The organism is Bacillus sp. FSL K6-6038, assembly GCF_038050455.1.
Classification (GTDB): domain Bacteria; phylum Bacillota; class Bacilli; order Bacillales; family Bacillaceae_G; genus Bacillus_A; species Bacillus_A pseudomycoides.
The window spans coordinates 4,558,252-4,574,872 of sequence record NZ_JBBOUH010000001.1; the positions used below are offsets into that span (position 1 = coordinate 4,558,252).

Annotated in this window: 15 protein-coding genes; 10 read left to right on the forward strand and 5 right to left on the reverse strand. The window is 37.7% G+C overall.

Going from position 1 to position 16,621, the window contains the following annotated elements; translation table 11 throughout:
- Nucleotides 1-171: 171 nt before the first annotated feature.
- The 5 genes from NSQ40_RS23970 to narI all read left to right on the forward strand — a co-directional run bounded on the left by NSQ40_RS23970 (nt 172) and on the right by narI (nt 7,498).
- Nucleotides 172-864, forward strand: a complete 693-nt coding sequence (locus NSQ40_RS23970) for a Crp/Fnr family transcriptional regulator (protein WP_016116713.1) — start codon at nt 172-174, stop codon at nt 862-864.
- A gap of 217 nt (nt 865-1,081) precedes the next feature.
- Nucleotides 1,082-4,765, forward strand: coding sequence for a nitrate reductase subunit alpha (locus tag NSQ40_RS23975; RefSeq protein WP_097786675.1), 3,684 nt, complete (start codon nt 1,082-1,084; stop codon nt 4,763-4,765).
- Nucleotides 4,755-6,230: a nitrate reductase subunit beta gene (gene narH / locus NSQ40_RS23980; protein WP_097786674.1), complete on the forward strand. Its 1,476-nt coding sequence runs from the start codon at nt 4,755-4,757 to the stop codon at nt 6,228-6,230. The genes NSQ40_RS23975 and narH overlap by 11 nt, the downstream gene beginning before the upstream one ends.
- A gap of 18 nt (nt 6,231-6,248) precedes the next feature.
- Complete coding sequence (narJ, locus tag NSQ40_RS23985; protein WP_003201180.1) at nt 6,249-6,779, forward strand: nitrate reductase molybdenum cofactor assembly chaperone; 531 nt, start codon at nt 6,249-6,251, stop codon at nt 6,777-6,779.
- Between the two features lie 17 nt (nt 6,780-6,796).
- Nucleotides 6,797-7,498 carry a respiratory nitrate reductase subunit gamma gene (gene narI, locus NSQ40_RS23990; protein WP_003201178.1) on the forward strand — a complete coding sequence of 234 codons (702 nt, stop codon included), beginning with the start codon at nt 6,797-6,799 and terminating at the stop codon, nt 7,496-7,498.
- A gap of 73 nt (nt 7,499-7,571) precedes the next feature.
- Here narI and NSQ40_RS23995 read toward each other — a convergent pair whose 3' ends face one another.
- The 5 genes from NSQ40_RS23995 to NSQ40_RS24020 form a co-directional block, all read right to left on the reverse strand.
- Nucleotides 7,572-8,168 (reverse strand): YHYH domain-containing protein, encoded by a 597-nt coding sequence (locus tag NSQ40_RS23995; RefSeq protein WP_003201176.1) that lies wholly within the window; start codon nt 8,166-8,168, stop codon nt 7,572-7,574.
- Nucleotides 8,169-8,572: 404 nt separating this feature from the next.
- Nucleotides 8,573-8,893, reverse strand: coding sequence for a hypothetical protein (locus tag NSQ40_RS24000; protein ID WP_003201175.1), 321 nt, complete (start codon nt 8,891-8,893; stop codon nt 8,573-8,575).
- Nucleotides 8,894-8,911: 18 nt separating this feature from the next.
- The gene (locus NSQ40_RS24005; RefSeq protein ID WP_003201173.1) at nt 8,912-9,139 is read right to left on the reverse strand and encodes a spore germination protein; all 228 of its coding nucleotides are present in this window, start codon (nt 9,137-9,139) and stop codon (nt 8,912-8,914) included.
- A gap of 135 nt (nt 9,140-9,274) precedes the next feature.
- Entirely contained in the window at nt 9,275-9,580 is a 306-nt protein-coding gene (locus NSQ40_RS24010) for a rhodanese-like domain-containing protein (protein WP_003201171.1), read from the reverse strand.
- Between the two features lie 702 nt (nt 9,581-10,282).
- A complete protein-coding gene (locus tag NSQ40_RS24020) occupies nt 10,283-11,401 on the reverse strand; it encodes an alpha/beta fold hydrolase (RefSeq protein ID WP_097786672.1) in 1,119 nt (372 codons plus the stop codon).
- 202 nt (nt 11,402-11,603) lie between these two features.
- Between NSQ40_RS24020 and NSQ40_RS24025 the strand changes: the two genes are divergently transcribed.
- The 5 genes from NSQ40_RS24025 to NSQ40_RS24045 all read left to right on the forward strand — a co-directional run bounded on the left by NSQ40_RS24025 (nt 11,604) and on the right by NSQ40_RS24045 (nt 16,465).
- The gene (locus tag NSQ40_RS24025) at nt 11,604-13,463 is read left to right on the forward strand and encodes a spore germination protein (RefSeq protein ID WP_341286156.1); all 1,860 of its coding nucleotides are present in this window, start codon (nt 11,604-11,606) and stop codon (nt 13,461-13,463) included.
- A 16-nt stretch (nt 13,464-13,479) separates the two neighbouring features.
- Entirely contained in the window at nt 13,480-14,574 is a 1,095-nt protein-coding gene (locus NSQ40_RS24030) for a spore germination protein (RefSeq protein ID WP_003208763.1), read from the forward strand.
- Nucleotides 14,550-15,629, forward strand: a complete 1,080-nt coding sequence (locus NSQ40_RS24035; RefSeq protein WP_018764564.1) for a Ger(x)C family spore germination protein — start codon at nt 14,550-14,552, stop codon at nt 15,627-15,629. The genes NSQ40_RS24030 and NSQ40_RS24035 overlap by 25 nt, the downstream gene beginning before the upstream one ends.
- A 125-nt stretch (nt 15,630-15,754) precedes the next feature.
- Nucleotides 15,755-15,940 (forward strand): hypothetical protein, encoded by a 186-nt coding sequence (locus NSQ40_RS24040; RefSeq protein ID WP_003201353.1) that lies wholly within the window; start codon nt 15,755-15,757, stop codon nt 15,938-15,940.
- Nucleotides 15,941-16,036: 96 nt separating this feature from the next.
- Complete coding sequence (locus tag NSQ40_RS24045) at nt 16,037-16,465, forward strand: haloacid dehalogenase (protein ID WP_003208766.1); 429 nt, start codon at nt 16,037-16,039, stop codon at nt 16,463-16,465.
- Nucleotides 16,466-16,621 lie beyond the last annotated feature (156 nt).

Below are 16,621 nucleotides of genomic sequence, written 5' to 3' on the forward strand. Positions count from 1 at the left end.
GTAAAAGAAAAGAGTGTCTACAAAGGACACTCTTTTTTTCATTGTGAAAAGTGCGCTTGTTCACAGCTAAAAATAAACTTATTACTTATAATAAAAAGATATTTCTTGCATTTTCACCATATTTACATCCAAAATAAGAAATAGACTGCTTTAAAAAGAAAGGTGATTGCTGTGACAAACCGTACGGCATTATCGGAAGACTTAAAGGAATTACTTGCATCTGTTGAATATAAAATGCAGATTAATAAAGGAAGTTATATTTTCCAAGAAGGTGTGGAGGCAAAAGAACTCTATATCGTCCGCTCTGGAAAAGTACAGATTAGTAAAATTAGTGCTGACGGACAAGAGTTAACACTTCGCATTTGTTCAAAACACGATATTATCGGGGAGTTGACATTATTTACGGACAATGCAAAATATTTATTAAATTCGAAATGCCTGGAAGATGTTGAAGTTGGAGTCATTAAACGAGATGCTTTAGAAAAGGCATTGCTTGAAAAACCTGCTCTTGCATTTGAATTTATGAAATGGATTAGTGAACATTTACGAAGAATGCAAACAAAATTCCGTGATTTAGTGTTACATGGAAAAAAAGGAGCTCTTTATTCCACGCTCATTCGCATGACAAACAGTTATGGCATATTAAAAGAGAATGGTATTCTTATCGATCTACCTTTAACAAATCAAGAGCTTGCGAATTTCTGTGCAACCTCACGTGAAAGTGTAAACCGTATGTTAAACGATTTAAAAAAACAAGGAATTATTTCTATCCATAAAGGAAAGATTACCATTCATAATTTACAATTTTTAAAATGTGAAATTGCTTGTGAAGATTGCCCTACCTCTATTTGTAGCATTGAGTAGCCTCTCTATTTGAGATGCTACTCTTTTTTCTTTCTCCTTTACTCTACATAAAAAACTCTCTCTGTACTGTGCAAAATGTCACAACTTTTCGGAATTTTTTTTAATATCAATCTGATTTTTGACAATCTGTTGAACTGTGATAGATATCACATCTCTATTTTGCATGCTCTCTTATAGTGAAAATAAGCAAGAGAGACGCAATAAAGGAGTGAACAGTATGAAAAAGAAACCTTCAGCATTAATGAAACGTTTAAAATATTTTTCTCCGATAGATCGCTATAACGACAATCATACACAAGAAACATATGAAGACCGTGAATGGGAAAACGTGTATAGAAAACGATGGCAACACGATAAAGTAATCCGCTCTACACACGGCGTTAACTGCACTGGTTCTTGCAGCTGGAATATTTATGTGAAAGATGGAATTGTAACTTGGGAAGGTCAAGAACTGAACTATCCTTCTACCGGCCCTGATATGCCAGATTTTGAACCGCGTGGATGTCCGCGTGGGGCAAGTTTTTCTTGGTACATTTATAGTCCACTTCGCGTGAAATATCCATATGTACGTGGTGTCCTTTGGAATATGTGGCAAGAGGAACTTCAAAATCACAAATCACCGCTAGACGCTTGGAAAAGCATTGTGGAAAACCCTGAAAAAGCACGTACTTATAAAGAGGCGCGTGGTAAAGGCGGATTCATTCGTGCTAGTTGGGATGAAGTATTACAACTAGTCGCTGCTTCCTTACTATACACAGTGATCAAATATGGTCCAGACCGAAATGTTGGTTTCTCACCAATTCCAGCTATGTCGATGTTAAGTCACGCTGCTGGTAGCCGCTTTATGCAGCTCATGGGTGGACCTATGCTCAGCTTCTACGATTGGTACGCTGACTTACCACCAGCTTCTCCGCAAATTTGGGGTGATCAAACAGATGTACCTGAAAGTAGTGATTGGTACAACTCTGGTTACATTATGACATGGGGTTCAAACGTACCAATGACAAGAACACCAGATGCCCATTTCTTAGCGGAGGTACGTTATAAAGGAACGAAAGTCGTTTCCGTAAGTCCTGACTTTGCTGAATCCACAAAATTTGCTGATGATTGGATTAGCGTAAAACAAGGTACAGACGGTGCGCTTGCGATGGCAATGGGACACGTCATCTTACAAGAGTTTTACGTAGACAACCAAGTGGAATACTTCACAAATTATGCAAAACAATATACTGATTTTCCGTTCTTTGTCACATTAAAACAACAAGGAGACCAATTTGTTGCAGATCGTTTCTTAAACGCGAATGATATTGGTCGTGAAACAAAGCTTGGCGAATGGAAACCTGTTCTTTGGAACGAAAACACCAATAATTTTGCAACGCCTCATGGCACAATGGGGTCACGCTGGGATAACGAAAAGAAATGGAACTTACGTTTAGAAGACGAGCAAACAGGCGAAAAAATTGATCCACGCCTTTCTTTACTTGGCATGGAAGATGCAGTTGAAACTGTACAAATTCCATACTTCTCCGATGACGGAAACAAAATATTAGAGCGAACAATTCCAGTGAAAAAAATTGCAACAAAAAAAGGCGACATTTTCGTTACAACTGTGTACGACTTAACGTTAGCAAACTACGGTGTCAACCGCGGACTTGGCGGGCAAGAACCGAAAGACTTCAATGATGATGTTCCATTTACACCAGCATGGCAAGAAAAAGTAACCGGAGTAAAACGAGAACTGATTATTCAAATCGCTCGTGAGTTTGCTCAAAATGCTGTTGATACAAATGGACGCTCGATGATTATTGTCGGCGCTGGTATTAACCATTGGTTTAACTCTGATACGATTTATCGCGCGGTTCTAAATCTTGTTCTTCTCGTTGGTGCACAAGGTGTAAACGGTGGCGGTTGGGCGCATTATGTTGGGCAAGAAAAATTACGTCCGGCAGAAGGCTGGCAAACAATTGCAATGGCAAAAGACTGGCAAGGTCCGCCGAAATTACAAAACGGTACATCCTTCTTCTATTTTGTAACAGATCAGTGGCGCTATGAAGATACACCAGTTGGCCATTTAGCATCGCCAGTTGTCGGCAACTCACGCTATCAACATCACGGTGATTACAATGTGTTAGCTGCTCGTCTTGGTTGGTTACCTTCTTATCCAACATTCGAGAAGAATGGAATTGAACTATATAAAGAAGCTGTCGCTAGTGGCGCAACAACGGGGGAAGAAATCGGAAAATATGTTGCGCAAAAGCTAAAAGAAAAAGAACTTAAATTTGCAATTGAAGACCCAGATAACAAAAATAACTTCCCGCGCAATTTATTCGTATGGCGCGCAAACTTAATCTCAAGTTCTGGTAAAGGGCACGAGTATTTCTTAAAACATTTATTAGGTACAACAAACGGATTAATGAATGACGATAGCGATTCATTACGACCAGAAGAAATAAAGTGGCATGAAGAAGCACCTGAAGGAAAGCTTGATCTACTGATTAACTTAGATTTCCGTATGGCTGGAACAGCACTTTATTCTGATATCGTCCTTCCTGCCTCAACTTGGTATGAAAAACACGATTTAAGTAGTACAGATATGCATCCGTTCGTACATCCATTTAATCCGGCAATCGGTTCACCGTGGGAAGCACGCTCTGACTGGGATATTTTCTGTTCCCTTTCTAAAGCAGTCTCTGATTTAGCAACAGAACTTGATCTTGATCCGATGAAAGAAGTTGTGGCAACACCACTTCTTCATGATACACCGCAAGAATTGGCACAGCCGCTTGGCAAGATTAAAGATTGGAGCAAAGGTGAGTGTGAACCAATACCAGGAAAGACAATGCCGCAAATTCATGTTGTAGAACGAGATTATAAAACAATTTATGACAAGATGACAGCGCTTGGACCAAACACTGGGAAGCAGCCAATTGGTACGAAAGGGATTTCTTGGTCTGCAGAAAAAGAATATGAACAATTAAAGAGTCGATTAGGCGTTATTCGCACTGACTCTATCGCCAAAGGATGCCCTGATATAACAGAAGCAATCAATGCTGCTGAAGCGGTGTTAACCCTTTCTTCTACAACGAACGGTCATATGGCTGTAAAAGCATGGGAAGCTCTTGAAAAACAAACAGATTTACATCTGCGCGATTTAGCAGAAGAACGCGAAGAAGAATGCTTTACATTCGAACAAATTACTGCGCAGCCAAAAACGGTGATTACTTCCCCTGCCTTTACTGGTTCTGAAAAAGGGGGACGCCGTTACTCACCATTTACAACAAATGTTGAGCGCCTTATCCCTTGGAGAACGATAACTGGACGACAATCGTTCTACTTAGATCACGATATGATGAAGGAATTCGGTGAAACAATGGCAACATTCAAGCCAATCTTGCAACATAAACCGTTCCGTAAATCACGCCCTGAGGTAGAAGGAAAAGAAATTACACTAAACTATTTAACACCGCATAATAAGTGGTCGATTCATAGTATGTACTTCGATTCCTTACCGATGTTAACGCTGTTCCGTGGTGGTCCAACTGTTTGGATGAACAAAGATGACGCCGCCGAAGCTGGTGTTAGTGATAATGACTGGATCGAATGCTTTAACCGTAACGGCGTTGTCGTAGCACGTGCCGTTGTAACGCACCGCATACCAAGAGGAATGGCCTTTATGCACCACGCACAAGACCGTCATATTAACGTGCCTGGTACAAAATTAACGAGCAACCGCGGAGGAACGCATAATAGCCCAACCCGCATTCATGTAAAACCAACACATATGATTGGTGGATACGGTCAATTAAGCTATGGATTTAACTACTACGGTCCAACTGGTAACCAGCGTGACTTAAACGTCGTGATCCGCAAACTGAAGGAGGTAGATTGGCTTGAAGATTAAAGCGCAAGTCGGAATGGTAATGAACCTAGATAAATGCATCGGCTGCCATACTTGTAGCGTAACGTGCAAAAACACCTGGACGAATCGTCCAGGTGCTGAATATATGTATTTCAACAACGTGGAAACAAAACCTGGGATTGGTTATCCAAAACAGTGGGAAGATCAAGAAAAATATAAAGGCGGCTGGGAATTAAAAAACGGTGAAATCCAGCTAAAATCCGGTTCGAAAATGAAACGTCTCATGAACATTTTTCATAATCCAGATCAACCTACAATCGATGATTACTTTGAACCTTGGAACTATGATTATGAAACATTAACAAATAGTCCGCAGCGAAAACATCAACCGGTAGCTCGCCCAAAATCAGCAATTACTGGAGAGTTTATCGACAAAATTGAATGGGGCCCAAACTGGGAAGACGATTTAGCAGGCGGACATATAACAGGCTTGCAAGATCCGAACGTCAAGAAAATGGAAGAAGATATTAAAACAGATTTTGAGAATGTCTTTATGATGTATCTGCCTCGCATTTGCGAACATTGTATGAATCCATCTTGCGTTTCTTCTTGCCCATCTGGAGCGATGTATAAACGTGAAGAAGACGGGATTGTCCTTGTTGATCAAAATGCATGCCGCGCTTGGCGATTCTGCGTTTCTTCTTGTCCATATAAAAAAGTATATTTTAACTGGCAAACAAACAAGGCAGAAAAATGTACAATGTGCTTCCCGCGTATCGAAGCTGGTATGCCAACGATTTGCTCTGAAACATGCGTAGGACGTATTCGTTATATTGGGGTAATGCTATATGACGCTGACAAAGTAAAGGAAGTCGCTTCTGCACCAAACGAAAAAGATTTATATGAATCTCAGCTTACTGTCTTCTTAGATCCAAATGATCCAGAAGTAGCTGCGGAAGCAAAAAAACAAGGTATTCCTGAAGAATGGATTAAAGCGGCTCAAGAATCACCAATTTATAAAATGATTATTGATTGGAAAATCGCCCTTCCTCTTCACCCAGAGTACCGGACAATGCCGATGGTTTGGTATATTCCACCGCTTAGCCCGATTATGAATATGGTGGAAGGGAAAGGAAGCAACTGGCAAGCAGAAGAAATTTTCCCTGCTATTGATAATATGCGTATTCCAATTCAATATTTAGCTAACTTACTTACTGCAGGAGATGAATCACATATTCGTCTTACATTGAAAAAAATGGCTGTTATGCGAACTCATATGAGAGCACTGCAAATTAATAAAGAACCAGATGAAGCTGTATTAAAAGAACTCGGTTTAACGAAAGAAGATGTAGAAGATATGTATCGCCTTCTTGCGATTGCAAAATATAAAGACCGTTTCGTTATCCCTACATCTCACCGTGAACAAGTTGCAGATTTATATAGTGAACAAGGAAGCTGCGGCCTTTCCTTCACAGGCGGCCCAGGTTCTTGTATGACACTCTCTTAAACTAAGGAGGTAATAGCTATGAAACAAGGTTTACAAACTGCTTTTTCTTGTGCTTCCTTCCTTCTCTCCTATCCTGAAACAGGATGGAGAGAAGCTTTACCAGAACTACAAGAAACAATTGATACGATTACACATGAAGAAATTCACACGTTGCTTACAGCTTTCATCAAACAAGCTCAAGAAAAAACAAACGATCAACTCATTGATTCTTACGTATATACATTCGACTTTGGAAAGAAAACAAATATGTATCTCACTTACATGAACACAGGTGAACAAAGAGAGCGTGGAATTGAATTATTAGAGCTAAAACAACACTATCAAAAAGCTGGCTTTGCGGTAACAGATAAAGAACTACCTGATTATCTACCGCTTCTACTTGAGTTTCTCGCAAACGCAAATGAAGAAGATAGCGAACCAATTATGAGTAGATACACGAAAGATATACAAGCATTACACGGACAGTTAAAAGAAGCAAATTGTATGTACGAACCAATTCTTGCTGCCATTCTCCTCGCCATCGATGCCTGGGGAGTACAAGCGAATTAGAAAGGAGTGTCGTCAAAATGATGGATCAATTTTTATGGGTGCTGTTCCCCTATATCATTTTCGCAATCTTTATCGGTGGACACATTTTCAGATACAACTATGATCAATTTGGCTGGACATCAAAATCTAGCGAACTATTAGAGAAGAAAATGCTCCGAATCGGAAGTTTACTCTTTCACTTTGGCATTATGTTCGTAATCGGTGGACACATCATGGGAATATTAATACCAGAATCTGTATATACCTCTTTCGGTATTTCTGAGCATATGTATCATATGGTCGCTATCGGCTTCGGTCTTCCTGCAGGAATTGCTTCAATTGTTGGTTTAGTGATTTTAATGTATCGTCGCTTTACAGTAAAACGCATTATCGCAACAAGTACAAAAGGAGATTATGTCGCCCTCGTCCTCTTGTTCATTGTAATGTTAGCAGGTCTATCCTCTACATTTTTCAATATTGATGCAAAAGGATTTGATTATCGAATAACAATTGGCCCATGGTTCCGCAGCCTCTTTGTTTTCCAGCCGAAAGCAGAATATATGGCAGAAGTACCTATTTGGTTTAAAATCCATATCATTGCAGCGATGGGGCTCTTTGCAACATGGCCATTTACAAGACTTGTACATGTCTTTAGCGTTCCAGTGAAATATTTACGCCGTAGCTATGTTATTTATCGAAAAAGACAACCTATTGAATCTGAAAAAGCAAAAATCCAATAAAAAATAGCACCTATCTTATAAAAATAAGATAGGTGCTATTTTATTTTTCCGTTAATCTTCCATATTCATTTTACTATTTATTCGGATTCCAAGCACCATTACTTTCGAAATAGTACTTTACTCCTTTAATGAGTTGCCAACCTGTTTGCATTGCCCCACTTCCGTTGAAGTAGTACCATTTTCCATCAATTGCTTGCCAACCTGTTTGCATTGCTCCGCTTCCGTTGAAGTAGTACCATGTGCCGCTAATTGCTTGCCAGCCTGTTTGCATTGCCCCGCTTCCGTTGAAGTAGTACCAAGCACCGTTAATTGACTGCCAGCCTGTTTGCATTGCTCCGCTTCCGTTGAAGTAATACCATGTGCCGCTAATTGCTTGCCAGCCTGTTTGCATTGCTCCATTTCCGTTAAAGTAATACCATATCGTACCTACTTGTTGCCAACCTTTCGCTTTCGTTCCATTTTGATCATAGAAATACCACTTTCCATTATCTTGTTTCCAATTGTTATGATAATGGTATTCTCCTGTTTCAAGCCCATATTTCCCACAGTTTGTTCGGCAAGTATGTCCACCATTTTTGTCCAATCCACCAGGGCTTGCATAAGCAGCTGTCGTTGATCCCATAATTGTTAGACCAACTGCCATCGCTAAAACTTTCATATTCTTTTTCATAGATTCACTTTCCCCTTCTCTTTATCTATTTATCTATCAAGCATTATTATATGATAACCGAATGATATTAATAAAGAATTGTGTTTTTTACATATTATAAAAATATAAATTCCCAGACTTCTAATATTCTCTATCTACTAAAATAATACGTTTCCTTTTATAAATCGTTTTACTACGGCAGTATCTGGCACTAACCCAAATAAATAGTGATTTTATATTATTACTAGGTGAACCTCTTGTTTCTATTACAACAAAGGTATTGAACATCCAATTTATCCCGCTATCTGCAGGCAGCAGGCCCCCACCTTTTCCCTCTCCTTGTTCTCCTTGACAACCATATGTACGAAAAAGACGTAAACAATGAAAAAATAAGAAAATCCCCTACTTTTAGTAGAGGACTCTTTCTATAAACCTGGTACAGAATCCAAGCTATCCGCATTCGGAACAGCTTGCATAGTACCTGACGTGTTGGCACTTGGAGCGGTATTCGTGCTCATACTTGTTCCAATCGCTGAACCTTTCGTATACGTCGTTGTCACTACATCCCCTGGGTTCAAGCAAAGATTTGTTGCCGTTCCTATTACAGTCACAACATCAATACAAGTTGGCCCTGTTGCTCCACTATATGTCTTTGATGCAACAAATGAAGTATCCCGCAAGTTATCCCCCGTAAATAAATTCCCATAGTTATTTACAATCACAAACTCTTTAATATTTGCCGGCATGACCAGTCAACCTTTCTGTTATGAACCTAATGTTAATTCACTTGTTTCTAGTGGTGGAAGGAATTCTGGCGTCCTAGGAGTAACTGACGGCATCCGTTTTCCATTCAAAAAAGTAGCGATGCTCGATCCACCAGAACCAGCATATATTTTCAAAGCAGCAAATGGTTCAATAGTATAACAATCACCTACATTAACAGCTCCTGTGTTATTAACAATCTTTATTTTACGAATTCGCGCACTCACCATCCTCCCTCCTTTCTATATAAATCGATTATAATCGCAGGAATTGTTGCTCACTCATATGCGAAAAACAATTCTTGTATACACTGTATGCAAAAGAAAAAAACTTGAAACAGACGCGTTTCAAGTTTTAAAAATGAATTATTGAATTTCACCTTCATATTGCAGCATACCGCCGACCATATTCACTGTTTTAAACCCTTGTTCATTTAAATAATGACATACATTTTCACTGCGCATTCCTGATCGACAAATAAAAATATACTCATTTTCTTTATCAAAGAATTCTACTTTATTTGGAATATCACCCATTTTAATATGTACAGCTTCTGGAATTTTCCCTTGTGCTACTTCCTCATCTTCACGTACATCTACTAAAAATAACGTTTCCCCGTTTTCTAAGCGCTCTTGCACTTCTTCTGTTGTAATTGTTTTTACTTCTGTCATATGTCGTTCCTCCTTAATATAATTAAAACTTTAACGTATTTCCGAAAGAAGTCCCCACTTCAAAACGCGTTCGTATTTAAGTGAAGGGTAGTTGACGTAGTAAATTTTTTCTCTACTCATCTATTCATCACCAATTTTAGCATGGAAAATTACGAACGCAAAGAAGTGAAACTTCCCTCATTTGCATTATTCCTCAACTCATTTGTAAATTTATTACATTTACAAATCTACCTCTCACATTGTATCCTCAATATACTTGTTTTACGAAAGGAGTCGATCGACATGACACTTTTTCTTTTCATTATAGGTCTCATTTTTTTAATTCTCGCTATCATTTCACTCGGTATATTTAACAAAAGAAGACCCACACGATCCTCTCAAGAACGAGCATTCTTTTATTTATTACTTAGTATCGCTTGCCTTGGATTATGCATTGCTACATACGTCTTCCGTTTAAAAATCATCTAAAAAGAAGGTGCTCGCTTAACGGCTCGCACCTTTTTTCACACATTGCTATATATTCATTTCAATTTTTCAAGCGTATAAGTCGCGGCTCCGAAGAACCAAAAGTGACCGCTACTTGTTTTCTCTCTTTGTTTTCACTTGGCACGGGGCAGAAAAAGGGGCTGATCGCTTCTATGCATGGCCAGATGCTCTCTTCCACCTAAAGATTAGGTTTTATGTGTTTTTTTCAATTTGCACTTATACAAACACTCTTCTCTTTAAAAACTCATCCACTTTCTTTTCAAATAAATGAACATCAAATACACCAGCCATATGGCCATTAATACTTTCAATCTCATAAACCTCTGCGTATTTCCCTTGTTTCTGGAGCAGCTCTACCATTTCATAATTATAACGAGAAGGTTGCAGTAAATCTTGTTTACACGGAATCATAAGCACATCTGCCTCTATTTGAGAAAGTGCCCCTTCTAAAGAGGAAAAACCGTGTGCAAGATCATGTAATAACGTTGCTTTCGCTGTATACATCCATGAATTCGCATCCACAAAAGTAATATTTTGAAGTGTCAATGCATTTATATTTTGTTCAAATGAAGTCCGTGCTGAGAAATTCTCATAAGGTAGCGTTTCCGTACTATTACGCGGAAATGTCGTTTCATAATAGTGAGCATCAAACCCATTTATAAACATCATTTTCCCTGCTAAATGCAGCCCTTTCGTCGGCTGTTCATCCCCATAATTTCCATCATTCCATTTTGGATCTAACTGAATAGCTTCAATTGCATTTTGCAGAACATTAACCGATGTCACAACCAGATTTTGCGGATTCGTAATTACACCAATCATTCGCTCTACCATATGGGGATAACGAACAGCCCATTGCTGCGCAATCATTCCACCAGCTGATGGTCCGATTACCGCATGTAACCTTGTAATTCCCATTGCATTCACTAATTCATATTGCACACGTGCTATATCTAAAAATGTAAATACCGGAAACCCCATCCCATATTCAGATCCCGTTATTGGATTAACTGACTTTGGTCCCGTTGTAATCACGTAAGGATTTTTCACTTGTACATTACAAAGATTATCGGTACATATCACAAAATAGCGATCGGTATCAATTGCTTTACCCGGTCCAATCAGTCCGTCCCACCAACCAGGAATGAGATCTTGCTCCGTATATTTTCCTGCCGCATGGCTTGTTGCACTAAAATAATGACAGACTAAAATCGCATTTGATTTTTCCCGGTTTAATTTACCGTACGTCTCATATCCAATCTGAACAGGGATCTTTATGCCATTTTCAAATGTAAACTTTTTTAAATGAAAGCTTTCTTTTTTTACATACATCATAAATTTCTACTCCATTGTAAATACGTCATTATATATCAATCCTCCATAACAAATCTATCCCGTTTACCAAAACACTTTTACGTTTCCAAAAGAAACCCTTCTTTTAACAAAAAGGATTTTTGATTCCCCATAAACATGTGCATAATATACAAAATACGCCATAAACTAACATTATCTTACATGAGTTAAAGAGGGAATACGTATGATATGGAAATGGTTTCGAAAGAAAAAAAAATCAAGTAAAACAGATTCAAAAGAGCAAAATCAAACTACTAAACAAGAGGAACAAACACAAAACAAACAACATCAATCTGCTCAAGGTACTAAACAAGACGCGCAAACACAAAACAAACAACATCAATCTGCTCAAGGTACTAAACAAGACGCGCAAACACAAAACAAACAACATCAATCTGCTCAAGGTACTAAACAAGACGCGCAGACACAAAACAAACAAGATCAATTTGCCCAAGCTACTAAACAAGACCAGCAAACACAAAACAAACAAGATCAATTTGCCCAAGCTACTAAACAAGACCAGCAAACACAAGGCAAGCAGCAAAATAATAGTAGCAATAGCATTTATGATTTCAGTAAACCCGAGAAAGAAAAGGTTCACTCTCTTCAAGATTTATTAGAAAACCTAAAAACATCTAGTGATTTTGTAAGTTATCACACATCAGATGATGAAACAATGCCGTATTGGATTTCTTATTACCGGCCATCGCTTGATGGTGAAAAATTACAAAAGTATTTAATGCCAGCTTTATTAGAGCATAGATGTTCTACATTAGAAGAATTAAAAGAACATATTCCAATGAGCGGGATTACAATTACAAATGATCTTCAAAAAATTGAAGATATGGTTTTAAAAGGTCACGCTATCGTACAGTTACATGAACAAGATCAAAAATGTATCTTAGCAAATATCACAATTGATAATTATCGGGCGCCATCTATTCCATTAAATGAATCTACAGTTATTGGTCCACAAGAGGGATTTGTAGAGGATATTGATACGAATCTTAACTTAGTACGTAAACGCCTTCCAGTGTTAGCACTACAAACAAAAGAGGTTATCATTGGGACATTCTCTAAAACAAAAGTTGTCATGATGTATTTAGAGAACCTTGCTGAAAAAGACAGTGTTGATTATTTAGAAGAGTCACTTCGTACAATTGAATACGATCAAATCAACGACAGTTCCTATATTCAAGAATTGATGGGAGAAAAATCAATCTTCCCACTATTTATTAATACAGAACGTACAGACCGAGTAACGACCGCATTAATTGATGGAAAAATCGCTATTTTTGTAGATGGTTCACCGAGCGTCTTACTCACTCCTGTTTCATACTTTGATTTTTTTGTTTCACCAGAGGATTACAACGTATCTTGGCTTTACGCTACGTTTTCAAGATTTTTACGACTCATTGCTGTTCTGTTTTCCATCTGCGCAGCACCATTATATGTTGCCATTTTAAGTTATCATTACGAATTAATTCCAAGCGATTTACTCGAAACATTAATTTTATCAAGAGCACAAGTTCCTTTCCCACCTTTAATAGAAGCACTCTTTCTAGAACTGGTTATTGATTTACTTAGAGAGGCTGGGGCTAGACTACCAATGAAAGTAGGCCAAACACTCGGTATTGTAGGCGGTATCGTAATCGGACAAGCATCTGTACAAGCAGGACTAACAAGTAATATTTTGTTAATCATTGTCGCCTTATCCGCGTTAGCTTCCTTTATCACACCGATTTATAAGATGGGGAACGCAGTTCGCTTACTACGATTCCCATTCCTTTTATTTGCAGAATTAGGTGGACTATTCGGAATTTCACTAGGTTTTATCTTTTTATTTACTCATCTATTCAGGCTTTCTTCTTTACAGAAACCATTCGCGCTCTTTTATCCAGCAAGGCGACAATCACTAAAAGACTCTTGGATTCGGTTTCCATTATCTATGATTGATACACGAGATATTCAAGCAAGGCCGCAACACGTAAAAAAATCAGCACATGGGATTTCAACAAAACATACATCTGATTTTGATGAATAAGAAACGAGGTGCACATATGAGTAAAGTCAAAACAAAATATCAAATATCTCCTATCTTTGTTTTCTTCTTGATTCATAGTGCACAGTTCGGCGCTGGAGTTCTCGGATTTGCACGCATTATCGCAAAAGCGGCTGGATATGATGCCTGGATAGGAGTTGTTATAACCGGAATCATCATTCACCTTCTCGTTTGGATGATGTATTACTTATTAAAAAATACAGAAGGCAACCTAATAGATCTTCATCACCAAACCTTTGGAAAGTGGCTCGGTAATGGCATTAATATTGTATTCATGCTGTATTTTTTGGTTGCGAGTATATCCGTTGTTCGAACGTATGTCGAGATTGTTCAAGTATGGATGTTTCCTACCGGGTCCACTTGGATGTTCACCGCCTTTTTATGTTTATTAAGTTACTACATCATCTCATCAGGATTCCGCATCATCACTGGTATCTGTGTCGTTTCAATTAGTGGGACACTAGGTTATATTTTTCTTAGCCTGTTTATGTTAAAGTACGCGCATTGGGAAAATTTACTTCCTGTTTTTACGCATTCTTTGGGAAGTATTTTAAAAGCATCTCAATTGTCAATTTATACTATGACGGGCTTTGAAATTTTTCTTATGGCATACCCATTTGTGAAGAATCCCGAGAAATCTCATAAATTTGCACAATATGGTGTATTATTCTCTAACATTTTATATTTATTTAGCACGATTTTGGCATTCGCTTTTTTTAGCGAAAAACAGTTATCAAAAATGATTTGGTCTCAGCTTTCCATGACACAAGTTATTCAATTACCCTTTATCGAACGACTAGAATACATTGCCATCTCCGGCTATGCACTTGTAATTCTTACAAGTTTTATTCTTCCATTATGGGCTGCTACAAGAGGAACGCATGAAATCTTTCATGTAAAGCAAAAATACATTTTACTTTCTTTCATGTTCATTACAATTATTGTGTCACAACTTTTAACAAACAGGCATGATATCAACGATTTTATTAGTTATACTTCCAAAGTTAGTCTTTGGCTTATATATGTTTACATCCCAATCTTATTTCTTATCGTGTGGGTGAAAAGAAAATGGAAAAAATCAAGAGAAAACTAATTCTTCTTTCATGTATTTGTTTATTCACCATAACAGGCTGTTTGCAAAAAAATATTGTTGATGATGTTCAGTTAATTCAAGGGATTGTTTTTGATGCAGCAAAAAATAATAAAATAAAGGTGACATCAGTTTGTCCGGTGCAGCGAAAAGGAAATAAAGTACAGGTCTATGAAGGAATAGCAAATGCCGTTAAACAAGTAAAAGCTGATACTTCTTTGGAATCATCTCAACCATTTGCAAGCGGACAAATGCGCGTTGCTTTATTTACTACAAGAATTGCTAAAAAAGGATTGTCGACCTCCTTTGATACACTGATTCGCGATGTCAGCATCGGAAACTCAGTGTATGTTGGATTATTAGAAGGAAACGGACTTGAGCTGTTAAAAGGAAAATATTCAACTTCATCTAATGTGGCTATCTATATAAAAAAAATGCTAGAGCATAACATGCAAACAGGCCCCTTACCAACTGATAATTTATATTTAGGTGCATTTCGTTATTATCGTGAAGGCCAAGATTCTTATATGCCTATCCTAAAAAAGAGTAAAGACAAAATCAAAATCACTGGCATTGGACTTTTAAAAAAGGATAAGTATGTTGGAAAAATTGATCAACAAGATATGTTCGTATTTAAGGGGTTATTGGAAAAACATCGGTTAGATTCACACGAGTTTAAAATTAATAATGGATATGTAATGATTAATAATATTCGTTCCAAACCAACATATATTGTAAATGTAAAAACTGGAAAGCCTTCCTTTTTAATTAAAGTGAAAATAGATGCACGCATTCTAGAACTTTCGAAACAAGTAAACCTAGAAAATAAAAAGAACACAAAGAAAATATCACGAGAAGTTGAAAAACGCTTAAATACTAAAGCCACAAAACTCATCAAAAAATTCAAATCTCTAGATGTTGATCCTCTTGGGCTTGGAGCTAAATTTAGACAAAGGTATCGACCATTTAAATTAGATGAATGGAAAAAAATGTATAAAGATGTTCCTATCACAGTAAAGTATGAGGTTGATATTACAAATTCAGGTGTAATCGAATAATATGAAATATAGTTTCCTCAAAATGTCAGATAATGATTGAACTCCTCTTCCGGGCATGATACAACGGAGAGAGGAGTTTGTTGATAATACTTACATAAAGAAAAAAGATATTTACGGGGGAGCTTATGTCTAAAAAGTTAGTAAAACCTATTTTAAATGGTATTCTGTTTCTCGGCGTCTTTTTATTTGCTCATACATACTTAAAAAATGTTTCATTTACACGTTATTTACTTGTTGTCGTACCGACGCTACTTGTTGGGATGTTCGGAATTGATCTCGCTTTATCATTTTTAATAAAGAAAGAAGAGTAGGGAAAGAACATCTTATTTTATAAGGTGTTTTTTTTATTAAACAATCTCCTTATGTTACAATGAAACTCGGCACAAAACGAGAAAGGATGAAACAACATGGCTAACGAAAAAGGTTTAGATAAAGGATATGAACTTGTTGCAAAAATGCACGAGGTATTTGGACACCCTGTTACAGATGTACCAACAAAATTAACAGAAGAACGCGCAAAAATTCGTGCAAGCTTTATGCAAGAAGAGTTAGAGGAATTTTTAGAAGCTAATACTGTAGAAGATCAATATGATGCGTTAATTGACCTTATCTATTTCGCATTTGGAACATTTGCAGAAATGGGAGTTCGTCCCGATAAAGGCTTTGAAATTGTAAACAATGCAAATATGGCAAAACTATTCCCTGACGGAAAACCACGTTTCCGCGAAGGCGATGGCAAAATTTTAAAACCAGAAGGCTGGCAAGCACCAGAACCACAGTTACGTGCTGAAATTGAGCGTCAACGCCAAGAAGCATTAGTAAAAGCAGGGAAATAAGATTGAATAGGCTACCATTCGCGGGAAGTTAAGCCCCGCACTTATGTCTTATTTTTTCGAGCGAACGATATGTCGTGTCGAAACGCCGATATATCTGAAAAAGGAGCTCTCTTTATGAAGAGAGCTCCTTTTTGTTTATCCCGCATTAACGGGCAG